Consider the following 13,996-nt stretch of genomic DNA (forward strand, 5'->3'; position numbering starts at 1 on the left):
AGCGAGGGGGCTGCGGGCGGCGGTCGCGGCGCGTTCGCCCGGGACGATCCCGGTCAGGCCGGCGAGGTCGACCAGGGGCGGGCGGGGTGATGTTCAGGGCCCAGTAGACGGTCCCTATGAGCAGTCCGGCCGTGAGCGCGGCCCCGGCCCGCCCGGCGGTCGGCGCGGCGCGGCGCGGCCCGCACCGGGGCCCTCACGGCGCCCCCAGCGCGCTCCGGCCGAGCGGCATGCCCGGCAGGCCGCACAGGGCGACCGGCGGTGGTGCGGGGGGCTTCACCCGCACCACCACGTACAGGCCCCCACCAGCACCCCTGCGAGCAGGGTCTTCACACAGCGGCGAGGGACCTCAGCCGGGCTTCAGCTGCCGGTGCGCCACTGGTGGTCCGGCATGAAGTGCACGTCGTACTTCCGGGGGACGGTGGCGAACTTCTCCGGGGCGGGAACGACGGGCTCCCGCGGCAGCGTCAGCTCGTCGGTCGGGGCGCCCAGGTTCTCGAAGAAGCGCTCGAACGTGCCGCCGGGGCCCGCGGCGACGCCGACGATCCGGCTGTGGTGGCGTTCCATGCGGTAGGCGTGCGGGCAGTTCTTCGGGACGAAGCCGAAGTCTCCCGGTGTCAGCAGCTTTTCGTGCTGGTTGCCCTGGAGGTCCTCCACGAACAGCCGGACCGCGCCGTCGGTGATGTAGAAGACCTCGTAGGTGTCGGGGTGGGAGTGGGCCGGGATGATCTCGCCCTTGGGGCCCTCGGCGGTGAAGAAGTTGAAGGTGTTCTCGGTCTGCTCACCGCCCGCGTAGATCGTGAACAGGTCGCCGAAGAGGTGGGCGCGGTCGCCCATGCCCTTCTCGATGAAGTAGGGGACGCCCGGCTCGGCGGGGATCTGGGAGTGGGTTCGGTAGCGGGTGGCGTACTCGATGGTCAAGGTTCTCTCCTCGCTGGAGACCGCTGAAGGTCGTATGTCAGGCTACCTGACATAGGAGGGTGCGGTCTCGCCTCCGCTGCTGTGAGCTGACTTGTCGGGCGGGGGCCGTTCCCGGCGGGCCCCGCGCATGCCCTGCCGGCGCCGGGCGGCGGGCGCCGGCAGGCCGAACCGGTTCAGAGCCCGGGCGGTGATGCCGTCGAAGCTCTCGCGGTGGTTGTAGAAGGCGGGGACGGGCGGGACGATCCGGACGCCCACCCGGGCCCGCGCCGGCATGTTCTCCAGGCGGATCTCGCTCAGCGGCGTCCCCGCGGCACCAGCACCAGTCCGCGCCGTTCCTTGAGCACCACGTCGGCGGCGCGGGTCACCAGGCCGTCGGCGTAACCGGTACGGATACCCGGCCGGCGGCTTCATCGCGTTCATCGAGCACGGCGCGATGACCATGCCGTCGACGCGGAACGCCCCCGAGGCGATCGGCGTGCCTGGCCCTCCGGCGCGTAGAAGTGACCGGCCAGGGCGGCGACCTCCCGCGCCGAGCGTCCCGTCTCCGGCTCGACGGTCGACCGGGCCCGGCGGAGCAGATCGCGTGCGTCTCGACCTCCGGCAGCCGCTGGAGGTTCTCCAGCGGCCGGACGCCCAACACCGCGCCGGTCGCTCCCGCCATCCCGATGATCAGCGGCACGGTTGCCCTCCTTCATGGGGGTCGGACCACCGGCCCTCCTCACTGATGCTTTTCGGTCGCCGAGCGGCAGCGGCACCGGGGAGCGCCACGTCTTCGGGGATCTCCGTTCCGCCGTCTCGTCGTCAACTACCGCACCTCAAGGCTAAGGAGGCGTCAGGCGGCCACCCCTTACACTTGAGACACACATGAAGAGAAACGGACACGCGGGGGACAGTGGAGCGGCCGACGGCATCACGGCCGTCCCCTACCGCCCCACCCCCGGCTCACCGCCGGGCGTGGAAGTGCTCGACTTCCCCCGCCTCGCCGCACGGGCACGCGGCCACGGCCTCGACCTCCACCGGCCCCGGCGCCCGGCCTTCCACGAGCTGCTGACCGTCACCACCGGAAACCTGCGCTGCTCCGTCGACTTCCGCACCGTCGACGTCATCCCCGGCAGCTGGCTGTGGATACGGCCCGGACAGGTCCTGCAGTTCCTCACGCCCCTGTCCGAGGCCGAGGGCACCGCGATCCTCTTCCCGTCCGGCTTCCTCAGCCCCGCCACGGTCTCCGTCACCGGCGCGGACGACCACACCCGCCGCTGCCTGCTGCGGCCCTCCGCCCGTCGGGCGCCCGCCCTCGGCCACGTCCGCAGGGCGCTCGAAGAGGGCTACGGCGATGTGGCCATGCTGCCGCCGGAGGCCCACATCGAAGCCATGCGCAGTCTGGTGTCCGCCCTGCTGCTCCACCTCGCCCACCCGGAGGGCTCCCCTCCGCCGGACGGCCCCGGCGACGAGCCTTTCCGCCGCTTCCGGCAGGCCGTCGAGGAGGGCTTCCCCCACACCCACCGCGCCGAGGACTACGCCGCCCGGCTCGGCTACAGCGTGCGCACCCTCACCCGCGCCACCCGGGCGGCCGTCGGTTGCGGGGCGAAGCGCTTCATCGACGACCGCGTCCTGCTGGAGGCCAAACGTCTCCTCGCCCACACCGCCCTGCCCCCCGCCGCCATCGGTGAACGCGTCGGCTTCCACCACGCCACCGCGTTCAGCGCCTTCTTCCGCCGCCGTACCGGCACCACGCCCACCGCCTTCCGCGCCCGGGCCGCCGGCACCGCACCCGCCCCCTCCCGCCACTCCGCCGGCGGCCGGCCGACAGCCGACGACACCAGCGAGGACGTCTCATGACCCCCGACCGCAACCTCCCCCAGCTCCTCGCCGACGGCAAGCACTGGTTCGACACCGCGCTCGCCGCCGCCATGGCGGACGCCGGCGAACGCCCCATCACCCTGGGCCAGCAGAACGTCTTCGCCCACATGCCACCCGACGGCACCACCGTCTCGGACCTCGCCCGCCGCATGAACGTCGCCCGGCAAAGCGCCCACCAGGCCGTCCACGCCCTCATCGGCATGGGCCTGCTGGAACAGATCCCGGACCCCGCCTCCGCCCGCCGCCGCACCATCGTCATGACCGCCGAGGGCCGGCGTGTGCACCGCCTCGCCCGCACCCTCATCGCCCACCTGGAGGACGAACTGGGCCGACGCCTGGGCCCGTCCTCCGTCACCACCCTGCGCCGGATCCTCGAACGCCCCTGGGGCCCGGCCGCTCCCGACACCGACGCGGTGACGCCGCCATCGTGAGGGACGGCACCTCGACCTCGCACGCGGAGAGGCGGCCGCGTGCGGCACGTAGGCGCGGGGCACCGGCCCGCGTCGTCACGCGTTCCGGAGCCCGTCGCCGCCGAAGGCGCGGTGATCGGACGCCGAGGCCCGATCCCGCGCTGCGGCGGTGCGCCGGCGATCAGCAGGTCCGGCTCCTCGGCGTGCGCCCGCACCGCGGCGTCCTGCTCTGACAGCCCCCCTCCACTAGGCCGGCTCCGCCCGCGCCACCGGTACGGGCGGGCGTTCGAAGGCGTTGAAGACGCTCAGGCAGTGCTCGAAGAGCGCGCGCCGAATTCGGCGCCGTTCGGGTCGGGTCAGTCGACGATGTCGCCGGCGCCGATGGTGTGCCTGAGGCGGGCATGGGGACTCCGACGGTGGCGGTACTGATGGTCCGTCTGGTGGCGAGCCCTCATGCCAGATGCCGGCGGAACCATTCGAGGGCCGCCGCGCTGGACTCCTCGAACGTGGCGAGGTACGGGTCGAAGTGGCCGCCCGGCAGCAGGACCAGCTTCTTCGGGTGCAGCGCACGCTCGTAGGCGGCCAGCGCCAAGTCAGTGACCGTGACGGTGTCGTGGTCCGCGACCACGAGCAGCAGCGGGGTGGGGGAGACCCGGCTGATCCAGTCGCCGGGCTCGTACATGCGGGCGGCGCGGGTAGAGCGCAGGGTGACCTGGTTCTCCCAGGCCCCCGGGGGCAGTCGCCGGAGGTAGAAGTCGATGGCGTCCTTGGTCCGGTAGGCCGCCGGGACGGCGGGATCGTCGCTGACGATCGCCTGTGTCAGGGGCGCCTCGCCACGGAACCGGGCCCGCTCGTCCCGCGCGAACGCCTCCTCCAGGGCGGCGGTGGCTTCCGGTGGGACGCGGCGCAGGCCCTGCTCGTAGCCGCTGATCGTGGGCACCTGAGCGACCACGCAGCGCAGGCGCCGGTCGGTGGCGCCGAGGACGATGGCATGGCCGCCGGCATAGCTGGTGCCCCATACGCCGATCCGGTCCGGGTCGACCTCCGGCCGGCTCTCCAGGAAGGAGATGGCGCGGCGCCAGTCGTCGATCTGCCGCCAGGGGTCCACATCCTGGCGAGGGAGGCCCTCGCTGCCTCCGAACGTGCGGTGATCGTGGACGAGGACGACGAAGCCGTCCGCGGCGAAGGCCTCGGCGAAGCGCGCCAGCCCGTGCTCCTTCACGCCCGCGAAGCCGTGGGCCATCGTGATCGCCGGATGCGGGCCGGGGCCGTCCGGGAGGAACAGCCAGCCGCGCAGCGTGATGCCGCCTTCCGCCGGGAAGGCGATGTCCGTGCGTTGGGTCATGAGTCGTCTCCTTGTGAAGCCTTGCGAAGCCCTGTGAAGCCGTGGCAGGTCGGCCGCCGTCAGGGAAGTGCGCGCGGTCTGTCCGCTACGGTCGCGCGTCCTGCGCGGTGGCGTCGGCGGGGTGCGCCGCGGCGAGAAGGACATCGAGCAGCGCGGCGACGGCGGCGGGCCGCTCGACGTGCACCCAGTGCCCGGCGCCGTGGACCGTGACTGCCTCGACGGAGCCGAATCGCTTCAGCACTCCCTCGGCGACCAGGCCCTCGGTGATGAAGCCGTCGTCCGCGCCACGGATCACCAGCACGGGGCCCTGGTAGCGGCTCGGCCGCTGCCCGTCCGGGTGGCCGGCGTTCCAGCAGTCCACCAGTGCGCGTACCACCTCGGGCCGCACCCGGGCGCCGACCGCGGTGAGCCGGTCCAGATCGGCCTCGGCCAGTGCGCTGGACAACCGCTGCCGTACGGCCCGCTGGGCCCGCGGGTCGCCGCCCAGCGCGCGGAAGGGTTCGACAGCCTCGTCCGGTAGCCGCGTGCCGGCGAGTGGAACGGGTGTCACCAGGGCAAGGCCGAGCGTTCGCGCGGAGCGTGCGGCGGCCACCAGTTCCACGATCGGCGCGGCCATGCTCTGGCCGACGAGTACGACCGGCGTGTCCAGGTCGTCCACGACGGCCGCGACCTCCGCGGCGAACCGCTCCAGCGTGAACGGGCCGTCGGCGCCCGTGCGTTCGCCCATTCCGGGCAGGTCCAGCCGTACGGTCCGGACGCCCCGGGTCTTCAGCTCCCGGATCACGCCGTCCCAGACGTGCCTGTCGTCGAGGAATCCGTGGACGAAGACCAGCGTCCGATCGTCCCTGTGGGGGTGTTGGAGGTGGGTGTGCCTGTCCGGGCTGCCTTCGGCTCTCATACGGTTCCTCCGCTCCCGGGAGTCGTGGTGGCTCCGGACGGAGACCACTCGGGCGTGTCGATCGGTGACCGTCGCGCCGCGCGGCGGCCGTCCAGGCGCGTCATCCGCCTGCCGTGGTGAGCGTCGAGCACGCTGCCGCCGTCGAACTGAGCCGGTGAGCCCCGAAAGGACACGACCGCAGCCCGTCGGCTGACAGAACCATAGGTCGCACGTTCGTGTCCGACAAGGGGTGGCCTTGCGGTAGGAACCCCAGCTAACTGGGGGAGTGTGCCCCTTTCTGCATCGCTTGTCGACATAGGTAAAAGTGCTACGGTTATTACACGCCCTTGAGGCAGGCCCCGTCACTTCCCCGAGTGCGGGAGCAACCGCACCACAGAGCAGGAGTGATCCCCATGAGCGGCACCGCCAAGACGAACACCACCGACGAGGTCGAGGCCCAGCCCTGGACGAAGGCGTTCGCGGCCAAGTCCGCCGAGGCGTTCGCCGCCGCGTTCGCCGAGGACGTGGTTCTCGAAGCCAGCGCGCTGCGCAGCCCGGTCGAGGGGCGTGACAACGTCAAACAGGTCATGGGTGCCGCCAGCGGCATCTACGAGGCCCTCGTCTTCACGTACGAGATCACCGACGGGTCCCGCACCTGCATCGAGTGGGAGGCCAAGGCGTTCGGCGGCAAGGAGCTGCGGGGCTCCACCATCCTGACCGTCGACGAGGACGGCAAGATCACCCGGGCCGTCATCCAGCACCGTCCCCTGGACAACCTGCTGACCTTCTCCAACGAGCTCGGCAACCGCGTCGGCGACGCCGTCGGGCGCGACCACTTCCACCGGGCCTGATCCGCGGGCCCGCACCCGTCGCCGCTCCGGCGGCGTCCGGACGGGCGGGCGGACGGACGCGCCTCACCCCCCCGCACGGTCGATTGGGGACGCCCCACGGCTGGGGCCCCCGGATGAGGCGAACAACCATGCCGATCAACGGAGCGCTGACCCTCGTCACCGGAACTGACCGGGGCCTGGCCGCACAGTGCGGCACGGCACTGCTTCGAGCGCGGCGCGGCCAAGGTCCAAGCAGGTGCCCGGGACCCCGGGCCCGTCCGCATCCCCGAGTTCGTGTCGGTCCGGCTCGGCATCGGCGACCCGCGGCAGCTCCACGCGGCCGCCGAGGCAGCGCCCGACGCGACCTGCTGATCAGCAACGCCGGGCTGACCACCGGTTCGGACGTCCCGGCGAGCAGTCCGCACGGCTGGCAGTTCGCATTCGGCACGGCACGCCCTCGGCACGCTCCGCGTGAGCCCGTACCTCCGCGCCCGCCCCCGTCCGAGGCCGACCACGCGAACCGCCGGATCAGGGCCGCCCTGTCCGGCGAACTCGGCGAGTTCCACCCCCAACTGCCCACCCGCGCCTGATCCCTCCACTCACTCCTACGCACGAGAGGAGGTGGCCGCCATGGCCACACCCACCCCCCTGTCCTACGAGGTCTTCGTCTCGCCCGGCGCCCCCCGCGCAGGCGACCAGCGCATGCCCGACGGCCAGGTCATCGTCTCCTCCCCGATCACCTCCACCCTCATCCACGGCGAGCGGGACGCCGTACTGGTCGATCCGCCCTTCACCCACGACCAGATCCGGCAGGTCGGCGACTGGGTGGAACGGTCCGGCAAACGGCTCGCGGTCATCTACGCCACGCACGGGCACGGCGACCACTGGTTCGGCACGGCACAGCTCGTCGAACGCTTCCCCGGCGCCGTCGCGTACGCGACCGAGGGCACGATCCGCATGATGCACCAGCAGGCCACGACCGGCCGCGAGCAGATGTGGGACAAGCTCTTCCCCGGCCAGATCCCGGCCACGCCCGTCCTGGCCCGTCCCCTCCCCGCCGACGGCTTCCTGCTGGAGGGCAACGTCGTCCGGGCGTACGAGGCCGGGCACACCGACACTGACGACACGACCTTCCTCCACGTACCGTCGATCGGCCTCGTGGTGGCCGGAGACATCGTCTACAACGACGTGCACCCCTACATCCTCGAAGGCGGCGGTGGCGGCCTGGCGGCCTGGCTGGGCGCCCTCGACCGGATCGCCGAGCTGGAACCGCGCGCCGTCGTCGCCGGGCACAAGAACAAGGACCGCCCCGACGACCCGGTCACCATCGACGAGACGCGGCAGTACCTGCGGGACGCCCAGCGGCTGCTGGACGACAAGCCCACCGCGCGCGAGTTCTTCGACCGGATGATGCGGCTCCACGGCGACCGTCTCAACCCCGGACCGCTGTGGTACGGCGCGGTCGGCCTGCTCGGGTCCTGAACCGCCCCGAGTCCTCCCGCAGGCGGGGAAGAGGTGCCCACCGCGCCCGTCGTGACCTGGCCGGCCACGGCCGGCACGGCCTGGAACCCGCTCCCGGCAGGCTCGCCCTCGTCCAGGCGGCGAGCGATACGCTGCCGCGCAGGCGCCTCCCACGCTCCCGCGCGTTTCAGGACGAGAGACGGACCCATGCCCACCGCCACCGGCGAGCCCCCGGGTACCGGAACGCCGTAGGGGCGCCACGGCCCGACGCCCCCGGTGTGCCGTGCCGCCGAACCGTCTCGGGCGCCGCCACGTACCGGCGGGATCCCTGCCTCTCGCGCTGGACTCGGCTGCTGACCACCGGCACTCCCACGCCGTGGCCGTCGCGCGGTCGCGCACACCACGGTGCTCTCCGGGGGACTTCTCGTAGTCCGCGCACGCGGCGGAAGGTGTCCCGGGGGGCTCAGCCCCGGGAGGTTCACCCGCGCCGTGAAAGGATGAGAAGGTTCGCCGGTCCAGTCGTCCAGGAGGTACCACCAGCAATGCCGTGGCCCGCTACCGCACGGTACGACCTGGAGGCTGCCCCGGGCAGCCTCGGCCTGGTCCAGGACCTGCTGAACACCATCTCGGCCGGTGCGCCTCGGGAGCCCGATCTCCTGCAGGACATCGAAGCCGCCCAGACGTGGGTGAACGAGGCCACGGCACGATGGTCGGAAGGCGTCGGGCAGGCCGTTCCCGACATCATCCTGGACGCCGAGAGCCTCACCGAGCTGCGCTCCTTCCGCGACGACCTACAGGCGCTCGTCGCACTGGGGCCCGATGCCGCCCAGGACGCCGAGGAGCCCGTGCCGGTCCTGCACACCGCCACCGCGGCGCTCCAACTCGGCCAGGACGGCCTCGTCCGCCTCGAACCGCGTGGCACCGGGTGGCGCCGCCTGGCCGCGCTGGTCGTCGCGGCGGCGTTCGAGGGGCAGCGGGCCGACACCCGCCGCCGCCTGAAGACCTGCCGCAACCCTCGGTGCAAGGTGGCCTTCTTCGACCGCTCCCGCAACAACAGCGGCGTCTGGCACGACGTCAAGACCTGCGGAAACACCGCCAACTTGCGCGCCTACCGCGCCCGCCGACGCGCCACCGGCCAGGCGTAGCCCTCACCGAGGGCGACGGTGCCGTGGGAAGAACAGCATCGCCATCGCCTCCAACGAGTCCTTCTCCGGCTGGACCGAGATCCTCACCGGCCCCCGCCTCCGCGCGGCCGTCGTGGATCCTCTCGCCTTCGGCGGCGCCATCATCGAGACCGGCACCGACCCCTACCGCCCCGCCACCACCCGGACCCGCGCCGAACACCGGCCTGCCGGCTGGACGGAGATGGGCCGACGCTCACTGAGTCCCGTCACACACTCCGAAGACACGACCGACCCACTGATTCATCCGGGCCTCGAAGTCCGCCACTGAAGCGATGTTCGAGGCCGGGAGAGAACCCGCGTCATCGAGGCCGGCGATGTAGTCCACGTCGGCCCAGCCGCCCCGGAACAGCACAACCGATAGCTCGGTCTCTCCAGGACCGGAGAGGACCACGCCGACCGAGTCGGGGTCGTGGACGCGAGCCCTGTCGGTCTCCAGGGGCTGGGGCCACGACGCCTGGATATCCCTCCAGGTCACCTGGCCGACCTCAAGGCCGGCCGACCTCCAGCCCACCGCCTGACGACCCAGCACCGCAGCCGCCTCATCAAGATCAACAATCCTGTCCATGAGGCGATTGTTCCTCATGGACGGCTCCGATGGTCTGGGAATCCGGCACCGGGACCGCGAGACAAGGGCGCAGGCCGCTCCTACTTCTCACCGGCATTTTCATGACTGCCGACAGACGATCGTTCTCACAACCTACCGACTACCGTTCCTACTTGGTGACCTGCGCAGCCTCGGGGGAACGGATTCTGCTGACACAATCACTGGATGACCAGTAATGACATCCGGTTCGACTGCCGGCACCGTGGCGACGATGGCCCGCTCGTGATCGTTCCCCGCATCGACGGAGCACTACTCACCGAGTTGGTCGACGAGTTCGAGATGGCCGCCGGGATGCAGCCCGCAGGCGACCTCTACGGGGGCTTGATTCCGGCGTTCTTCCGGTTCGGCCCGATGCAGGATCACTTCCTCGGACGGTCCACCAGCGCTATGGGGCCGAAGACACCCGTTCTCGGTTGTGGATGCGGCGAGTGGGGATGCTGGCCCCTCATGGCCCGCATCACCGCGACGACCGACTTCGTGACCTGGGACGCCTTTGAGCAACCGCACCGCAAGACCCGCGACTATGTCGCATTCGGTCCGTTCCGGTTCGACCGTCACCAATACGACGGCGCCTTGCGGGACCTGAGCGCGGTGATCGACTCCGACGTCGACGATACGTGTGCATGAGCGCCACCGGGCGCGGCCCCTGCCGGCCAAGGGAGGGGGAAGCGGTTCAAGGAGCCGGAATACGCGCAGCTACGGCGAACTACTCGCCGTCGGAAGGCTTAGTAAACTTGGCGGATCACCTCCTCGTCGAGGAGGCGACATAGCCGCGGGTGATCTGGACGCCGAGGTGCCCCAGCAGCGCGGCGCCGATATGGATGGCAGACCGCTGTTGGATCGGGTCGGAGTGCGTGTCGGTGATGTGCGCGAGGTGCGACCTGTGGGGCAAGTGGCTCGGCTCGGGTGGTTGAGGACACGCCGTTCGTGTCCCCGCTGAGGCAGCATCGTGAGTACTGGTTGCTGCGGAACCGCCGAATCCGGGGAGCGGCGAGTCGCGATACTGTGAGTGATCTTCGTCTGCCTGGCGGCGGGGACACTGCCGTGGGACGTCCGCACAGGGGCGTACGCCCGCGGCGCGTCTCATCCCGGGTGCGCCGCTGACAATCAGCCACCGCACCATTAACGTCCAGGTGTGCAGTCGACTGGGGGGCGCGCCGCCTCACGACGCGAGATATGGAGAAGGCCGGCGGCTCCTAGGGAAACGCGTCACCGCATGACGCCGGAGGAGTTGTAAGCGGCAGGCGGCGTGGAGATCCAGTCTGTAGAGCGAGGCCGAGAAGGCTGCTTGGCGGGACCGACAGCCAGACAGGGAGCCATCGCACCGCTCGGGTGACCGGAGCCGCCGTGACGGGGGAGGGGCCGTGTCCGTCGACGATTACCTGGACAAGACTGACGACGAAATATACGCGCTGCTGGGCACATCACTGCTCGGCGGTACTCTCGGAGTCGGTCCGAGCGATCCCGACTTTCCGCGCCGGTTCGGCCGGGAATGGTTCCACGGGAAGCTGGACGACCTGCGCAGCAGGATCTGCGGGCACGAACGGCTCAAGGCGGCTGTGGGCACCAGCCACTCGGACCGGGTGATCGATGCCTATGCGCTGTACGAGATTCTCGGCGACTTCGCCGGGGACCCGGCGAAGGCTGCGTTGGTGGCCGTTCTGGTGGCCCGGATCGGGGTCGGTTCCTTGTGCTCCGGTCACACGCCGCTGCCATGACCGATGAGTCGATGGCTGAGGAGGCCGGGCGTAACTTCGCCCCGGTGGGCAAGGAGAGCTATGCCTCGTACCTCCACAAGAACATGGCCGACATAGGCGCGTTGAGCGGTGATCAGAGGTGGCGGCTGCCGTTTCCCGAGCTCTTCGGGGATTCCTTGGCCAAGGTACTCGAGGATGCTGCCGCGGATCTCGCCTCCGCCTTCACCACGCTCGGGCGAGGGGAACGGCTCTCCCGGCTCGTGGTGAAAGCCACCAGCAGCCAGTCGGTCTCAACGCTCTATGCCCCGAAAGAGGATGAATCCGGTCTGGTGCTGGTCTCGGACTCGCTGGCCGCCTTGTGCACCTCCTACTGCCGGCATGTCGGCTGGGAGCTCTCATCGATCTTCGAGACGAAATCGATGTTCAAGGCCTTTCTCCGTTTCGCTCGTGCTCACTTCAAGGGCTCCCTGGTCGGCGATCCGGCACGGCTGGCCTCGGTACTGCGGTATCACCACGCCAACCGTCGGGCTCATGGTGTCGCCACGGTCGTGATCACCCGGCAAGACCGACGCGATGAGGATGGTTCCCGGCATCACGACGCGGCCGACTTGTTCTTGCTGCTGACGATCCGGTTCCTTCTCGGCCACGAAATGGCCCACCATGTGCTCGCCCACCAGGTCGAGTGCTCCCAATCGCCGGAACAGGAGTCCCAAGCCGATTTCCTGGCTCTCCAAGCCGTCAACCTCGTGAACGCGGACGCGATGATTCAGCACGCGTCCGGTATTCCCTTTGTGCGCAGACAATGGCTGGAAGAATGCGGGGAGTTCTACGGTTTGGTGAGTGCCGTCATCGGGATGTCGGCCGTGCAATCGCTGGAAGAAGCCCTGATGGTCAGACGGGGCAGAACACACCGCCCGGCGCGTGAGCGGGCCGCCCGGCTCGTCGAACTGTCCCTGAGCGACGCCCGGATACACGATCACGAACGAGCTTTGGGGCGCCGCGACGCGAGTTTCCGCAAGCGGATCGATTCGGAACGCTACGGTCTGGAACTTCTGACGCGCAGCCTCGCAGAGGCGACGGACAGGGCGGCGGACTTCGGCGCGAGCCCCACCGGCTTCGACTGGGTCGGCCTGACCCCCGCGGAGGTCGTCGCGCCGAGCGAGAGTCATGTGCGGGAGGTGGTACGGCTCGATGGACAACTGCGCCGACCCGACGAGTCACTCGCAGCCGCCTTGGCCGACAGTCCGTTGCGCGATGGCGCCCTCTACGCGCTGGCCGGGGACACACGCCGGGCGATGCGGGCGTGGAAAGTGCCCGATGCCATGATCCGCACCGCGCATGACGAGACCACCGCTCTGGCGTTTTACGCCCTCGTCCACTTCATCCGGACCGCCAGTGAAGCGTACGGTCTCTCGGATGATGACCTCCGCGAACTGCCGGTCGTAGCCGCGACTTTGCTGGCCCGACGATTGCCCCGTGGTGAGTGATGGAGGTGCCTGGACTTGCGGTAGGCAGTGGGTGTGGGCGTCCGTGAGGAGATTGACAGTGTGATATCGAGGGGGCCTCCACTCTCCGCGGCTCTGCTCTGTAGCGAGGCGGGCCGCCCGGCATGCCTCCTCCGGCCCGGCCGGCCGACCGGCTTTCGGCGCAACCGCGGTCTCCGCGCCCTCATAAGATCACCGCCGTGACAGGCAAAGTGACTGGGAAAGTGATAGGCAAGGGGCCACTGCGCGGGTACCTCCTGGAGGAGGTACTCGCCTGGTTGCTGCGGTCCAGTGGTTTCGAGCTCCTCTCGCACCGGGACGACCGGGACGAAGAGCCGTGGAAAGTGCTGAAGGAAGGCAAGAACGGCCTGCTCGTCCGTGGACGCGGAGCATGGCACCAGGTCGACGCCCTCGGGCAGTTCCGGTACGTCCCGCCGTTCTCGCTGCCCGTCCGCCTGTTCGTCGAGGCGAAGTACCTGTCCTCGACGCCGGTCGGCCTGGCCACGGTGCGCAACGGCCACGGTGTCATTCATGACGTGAACGAGGGGGAGACCACCACGCTCGGCTCCTTGGGGTCGCGTCGGCCGAGGACTCGGTACCGCTACAACTACGCGATCTTCTCTACGTCCGGTTTCAGCAAGGACGCGCAGGACTACGCGCTCGCACACCAGATATCCCTGATCGATCTGTCCGGTCCGGACTTCGACGGACTGCGGAAACTGGTCGAAACCGAGGCGGACGCCCTGCACGCGGCGCTCACGGCCTCTCCCGCCGCCCAGCGGCCGAAGATACACACGATGCGGGAGTACCTACGGGTTCTCTGCTGGGTACGTACTCGGGCGACGTGCCCCTGCCGGAGGTCTTCCGCCCCCCGCTCGACCGCCTCGCGGACGCTCTGTACAGCCGATCGATGCTCGGACTCGTCCTGGCCTTTCCCGCGGCGCCGTTCGTGCTGGGAATGGCCTCGCAGAAACTGTACGACTTCGTGAACTACGCGAAAGAGCATCCCACCCACGCGGTGCGCCTCCGTCGAATCGATCAGCCGGCTCCGCACCCCGTCTGGGAGTTGCGCTCGGCCGCGCACCCCGACGCGTACGTCTTGAGGTTCGGCCTGCCCGAACGCGTGGAAGCGTGGATCGTCGAACAGGACGAAGGGATGTCCTCGCGCACCCGCTATGTCAAGAGGAGCATGCTGTCGACCATGACCCTGTACTGGATGGACGGTGATCACGCGCAGACCTTCCAACTCCAGTACGAACCGGGTCAGCTCCGTCCGGCCGGCTGATCCCGGGTTCCGGGGGTGGCCCGGGGCCGCGGGACGGGTGG

Annotated in this window: 16 protein-coding genes and 1 pseudogene; 11 read left to right on the top strand and 6 right to left on the bottom strand. The window is 70.2% G+C overall.

Translation table 11 applies throughout. From position 1 onward, the window contains the following. Positions 1-357: 357 nt before the first annotated feature. Positions 358-918 carry a quercetin 2,3-dioxygenase gene (locus ACSNOK_RS10040; RefSeq protein ID WP_436780255.1) on the bottom strand — a complete coding sequence of 187 codons (561 nt, stop codon included), beginning with the start codon at positions 916-918 and terminating at the stop codon, positions 358-360. A gap of 42 nt (positions 919-960) precedes the next feature. Next, positions 961-1,359, bottom strand: coding sequence for a UbiX family flavin prenyltransferase (locus ACSNOK_RS10045; protein WP_436780256.1), 399 nt, complete (start codon positions 1,357-1,359; stop codon positions 961-963). 423 nt (positions 1,360-1,782) lie between these two features. Here ACSNOK_RS10045 and ACSNOK_RS10050 point away from each other — a divergent pair, with 423 nt between their 5' ends. Together ACSNOK_RS10050 and ACSNOK_RS10055 are read left to right on the top strand one after the other, a co-directional pair. Further along, entirely contained in the window at positions 1,783-2,757 is a 975-nt protein-coding gene (locus tag ACSNOK_RS10050; RefSeq protein ID WP_436780257.1) for a helix-turn-helix domain-containing protein, read from the top strand. Next, positions 2,754-3,209, top strand: coding sequence for a MarR family winged helix-turn-helix transcriptional regulator (locus ACSNOK_RS10055; RefSeq protein ID WP_436780258.1), 456 nt, complete (start codon positions 2,754-2,756; stop codon positions 3,207-3,209). The genes ACSNOK_RS10050 and ACSNOK_RS10055 overlap by 4 nt, the downstream gene beginning before the upstream one ends. 430 nt (positions 3,210-3,639) lie before the next feature. Here ACSNOK_RS10055 and ACSNOK_RS10060 read toward each other — a convergent pair whose 3' ends face one another. Both ACSNOK_RS10060 and ACSNOK_RS10065 read right to left on the bottom strand, forming a co-directional pair. Then, entirely contained in the window at positions 3,640-4,533 is an 894-nt protein-coding gene (locus ACSNOK_RS10060; RefSeq protein ID WP_436780259.1) for an alpha/beta hydrolase, read from the bottom strand. Between the two features lie 85 nt (positions 4,534-4,618). Then, positions 4,619-5,431 carry an alpha/beta fold hydrolase gene (locus tag ACSNOK_RS10065; protein WP_436780260.1) on the bottom strand — a complete coding sequence of 271 codons (813 nt, stop codon included), beginning with the start codon at positions 5,429-5,431 and terminating at the stop codon, positions 4,619-4,621. A 392-nt stretch (positions 5,432-5,823) separates the two neighbouring features. On the opposite strand from ACSNOK_RS10065, the gene ACSNOK_RS10070 reads away from it, so the two are divergent. From ACSNOK_RS10070 to ACSNOK_RS10085, 4 genes and pseudogenes are all read left to right on the top strand, one after another. Next, positions 5,824-6,261: a nuclear transport factor 2 family protein gene (locus ACSNOK_RS10070; RefSeq protein ID WP_436780261.1), complete on the top strand. Its 438-nt coding sequence runs from the start codon at positions 5,824-5,826 to the stop codon at positions 6,259-6,261. Positions 6,262-6,870: 609 nt separating this feature from the next. Beyond that, complete coding sequence (locus tag ACSNOK_RS10075) at positions 6,871-7,722, top strand: MBL fold metallo-hydrolase (RefSeq protein WP_436780262.1); 852 nt, start codon at positions 6,871-6,873, stop codon at positions 7,720-7,722. Between the two features lie 521 nt (positions 7,723-8,243). Continuing rightward, complete coding sequence (locus ACSNOK_RS10080) at positions 8,244-8,846, top strand: CGNR zinc finger domain-containing protein (RefSeq protein ID WP_436780263.1); 603 nt, start codon at positions 8,244-8,246, stop codon at positions 8,844-8,846. Between the two features lie 28 nt (positions 8,847-8,874). After that, positions 8,875-9,054 (top strand): annotated as a pseudogene (locus ACSNOK_RS10085) (IS21-like element helper ATPase IstB); the annotation flags it as partial. Positions 9,055-9,078: 24 nt separating this feature from the next. On the opposite strand, the gene ACSNOK_RS10090 reads toward ACSNOK_RS10085, so the two are convergent. After that, the gene (locus ACSNOK_RS10090) at positions 9,079-9,450 is read right to left on the bottom strand and encodes a hypothetical protein (RefSeq protein ID WP_436780264.1); all 372 of its coding nucleotides are present in this window, start codon (positions 9,448-9,450) and stop codon (positions 9,079-9,081) included. A 204-nt stretch (positions 9,451-9,654) separates the two neighbouring features. Between ACSNOK_RS10090 and ACSNOK_RS10095 the strand changes: the two genes are divergently transcribed. Beyond that, the gene (locus ACSNOK_RS10095) at positions 9,655-10,116 is read left to right on the top strand and encodes a hypothetical protein (RefSeq protein WP_436780265.1); all 462 of its coding nucleotides are present in this window, start codon (positions 9,655-9,657) and stop codon (positions 10,114-10,116) included. A gap of 115 nt (positions 10,117-10,231) precedes the next feature. Here the strand turns inward: ACSNOK_RS10095 and ACSNOK_RS10100 are convergent, their stop codons facing one another. Next, entirely contained in the window at positions 10,232-10,381 is a 150-nt protein-coding gene (locus ACSNOK_RS10100) for a hypothetical protein (RefSeq protein WP_436780266.1), read from the bottom strand. 472 nt (positions 10,382-10,853) lie between these two features. On the opposite strand from ACSNOK_RS10100, the gene ACSNOK_RS10105 reads away from it, so the two are divergent. From ACSNOK_RS10105 to ACSNOK_RS10120, 4 genes are all read left to right on the top strand, one after another. Further along, entirely contained in the window at positions 10,854-11,207 is a 354-nt protein-coding gene (locus tag ACSNOK_RS10105; RefSeq protein ID WP_436780267.1) for a hypothetical protein, read from the top strand. Continuing rightward, the gene (locus tag ACSNOK_RS10110; RefSeq protein ID WP_436780268.1) at positions 11,204-12,673 is read left to right on the top strand and encodes a hypothetical protein; all 1,470 of its coding nucleotides are present in this window, start codon (positions 11,204-11,206) and stop codon (positions 12,671-12,673) included. The genes ACSNOK_RS10105 and ACSNOK_RS10110 overlap by 4 nt, the downstream gene beginning before the upstream one ends. A gap of 197 nt (positions 12,674-12,870) precedes the next feature. Beyond that, positions 12,871-13,659, top strand: a complete 789-nt coding sequence (locus tag ACSNOK_RS10115; RefSeq protein WP_436780269.1) for a hypothetical protein — start codon at positions 12,871-12,873, stop codon at positions 13,657-13,659. Then, the gene (locus ACSNOK_RS10120) at positions 13,629-13,955 is read left to right on the top strand and encodes a hypothetical protein (protein WP_436780270.1); all 327 of its coding nucleotides are present in this window, start codon (positions 13,629-13,631) and stop codon (positions 13,953-13,955) included. The genes ACSNOK_RS10115 and ACSNOK_RS10120 overlap by 31 nt, the downstream gene beginning before the upstream one ends. Positions 13,956-13,996 lie beyond the last annotated feature (41 nt).

This window comes from Streptomyces sp. URMC 126 (assembly GCF_051386555.1).
Taxonomy (GTDB): Bacteria; Actinomycetota; Actinomycetes; order Streptomycetales; family Streptomycetaceae; genus Streptomyces.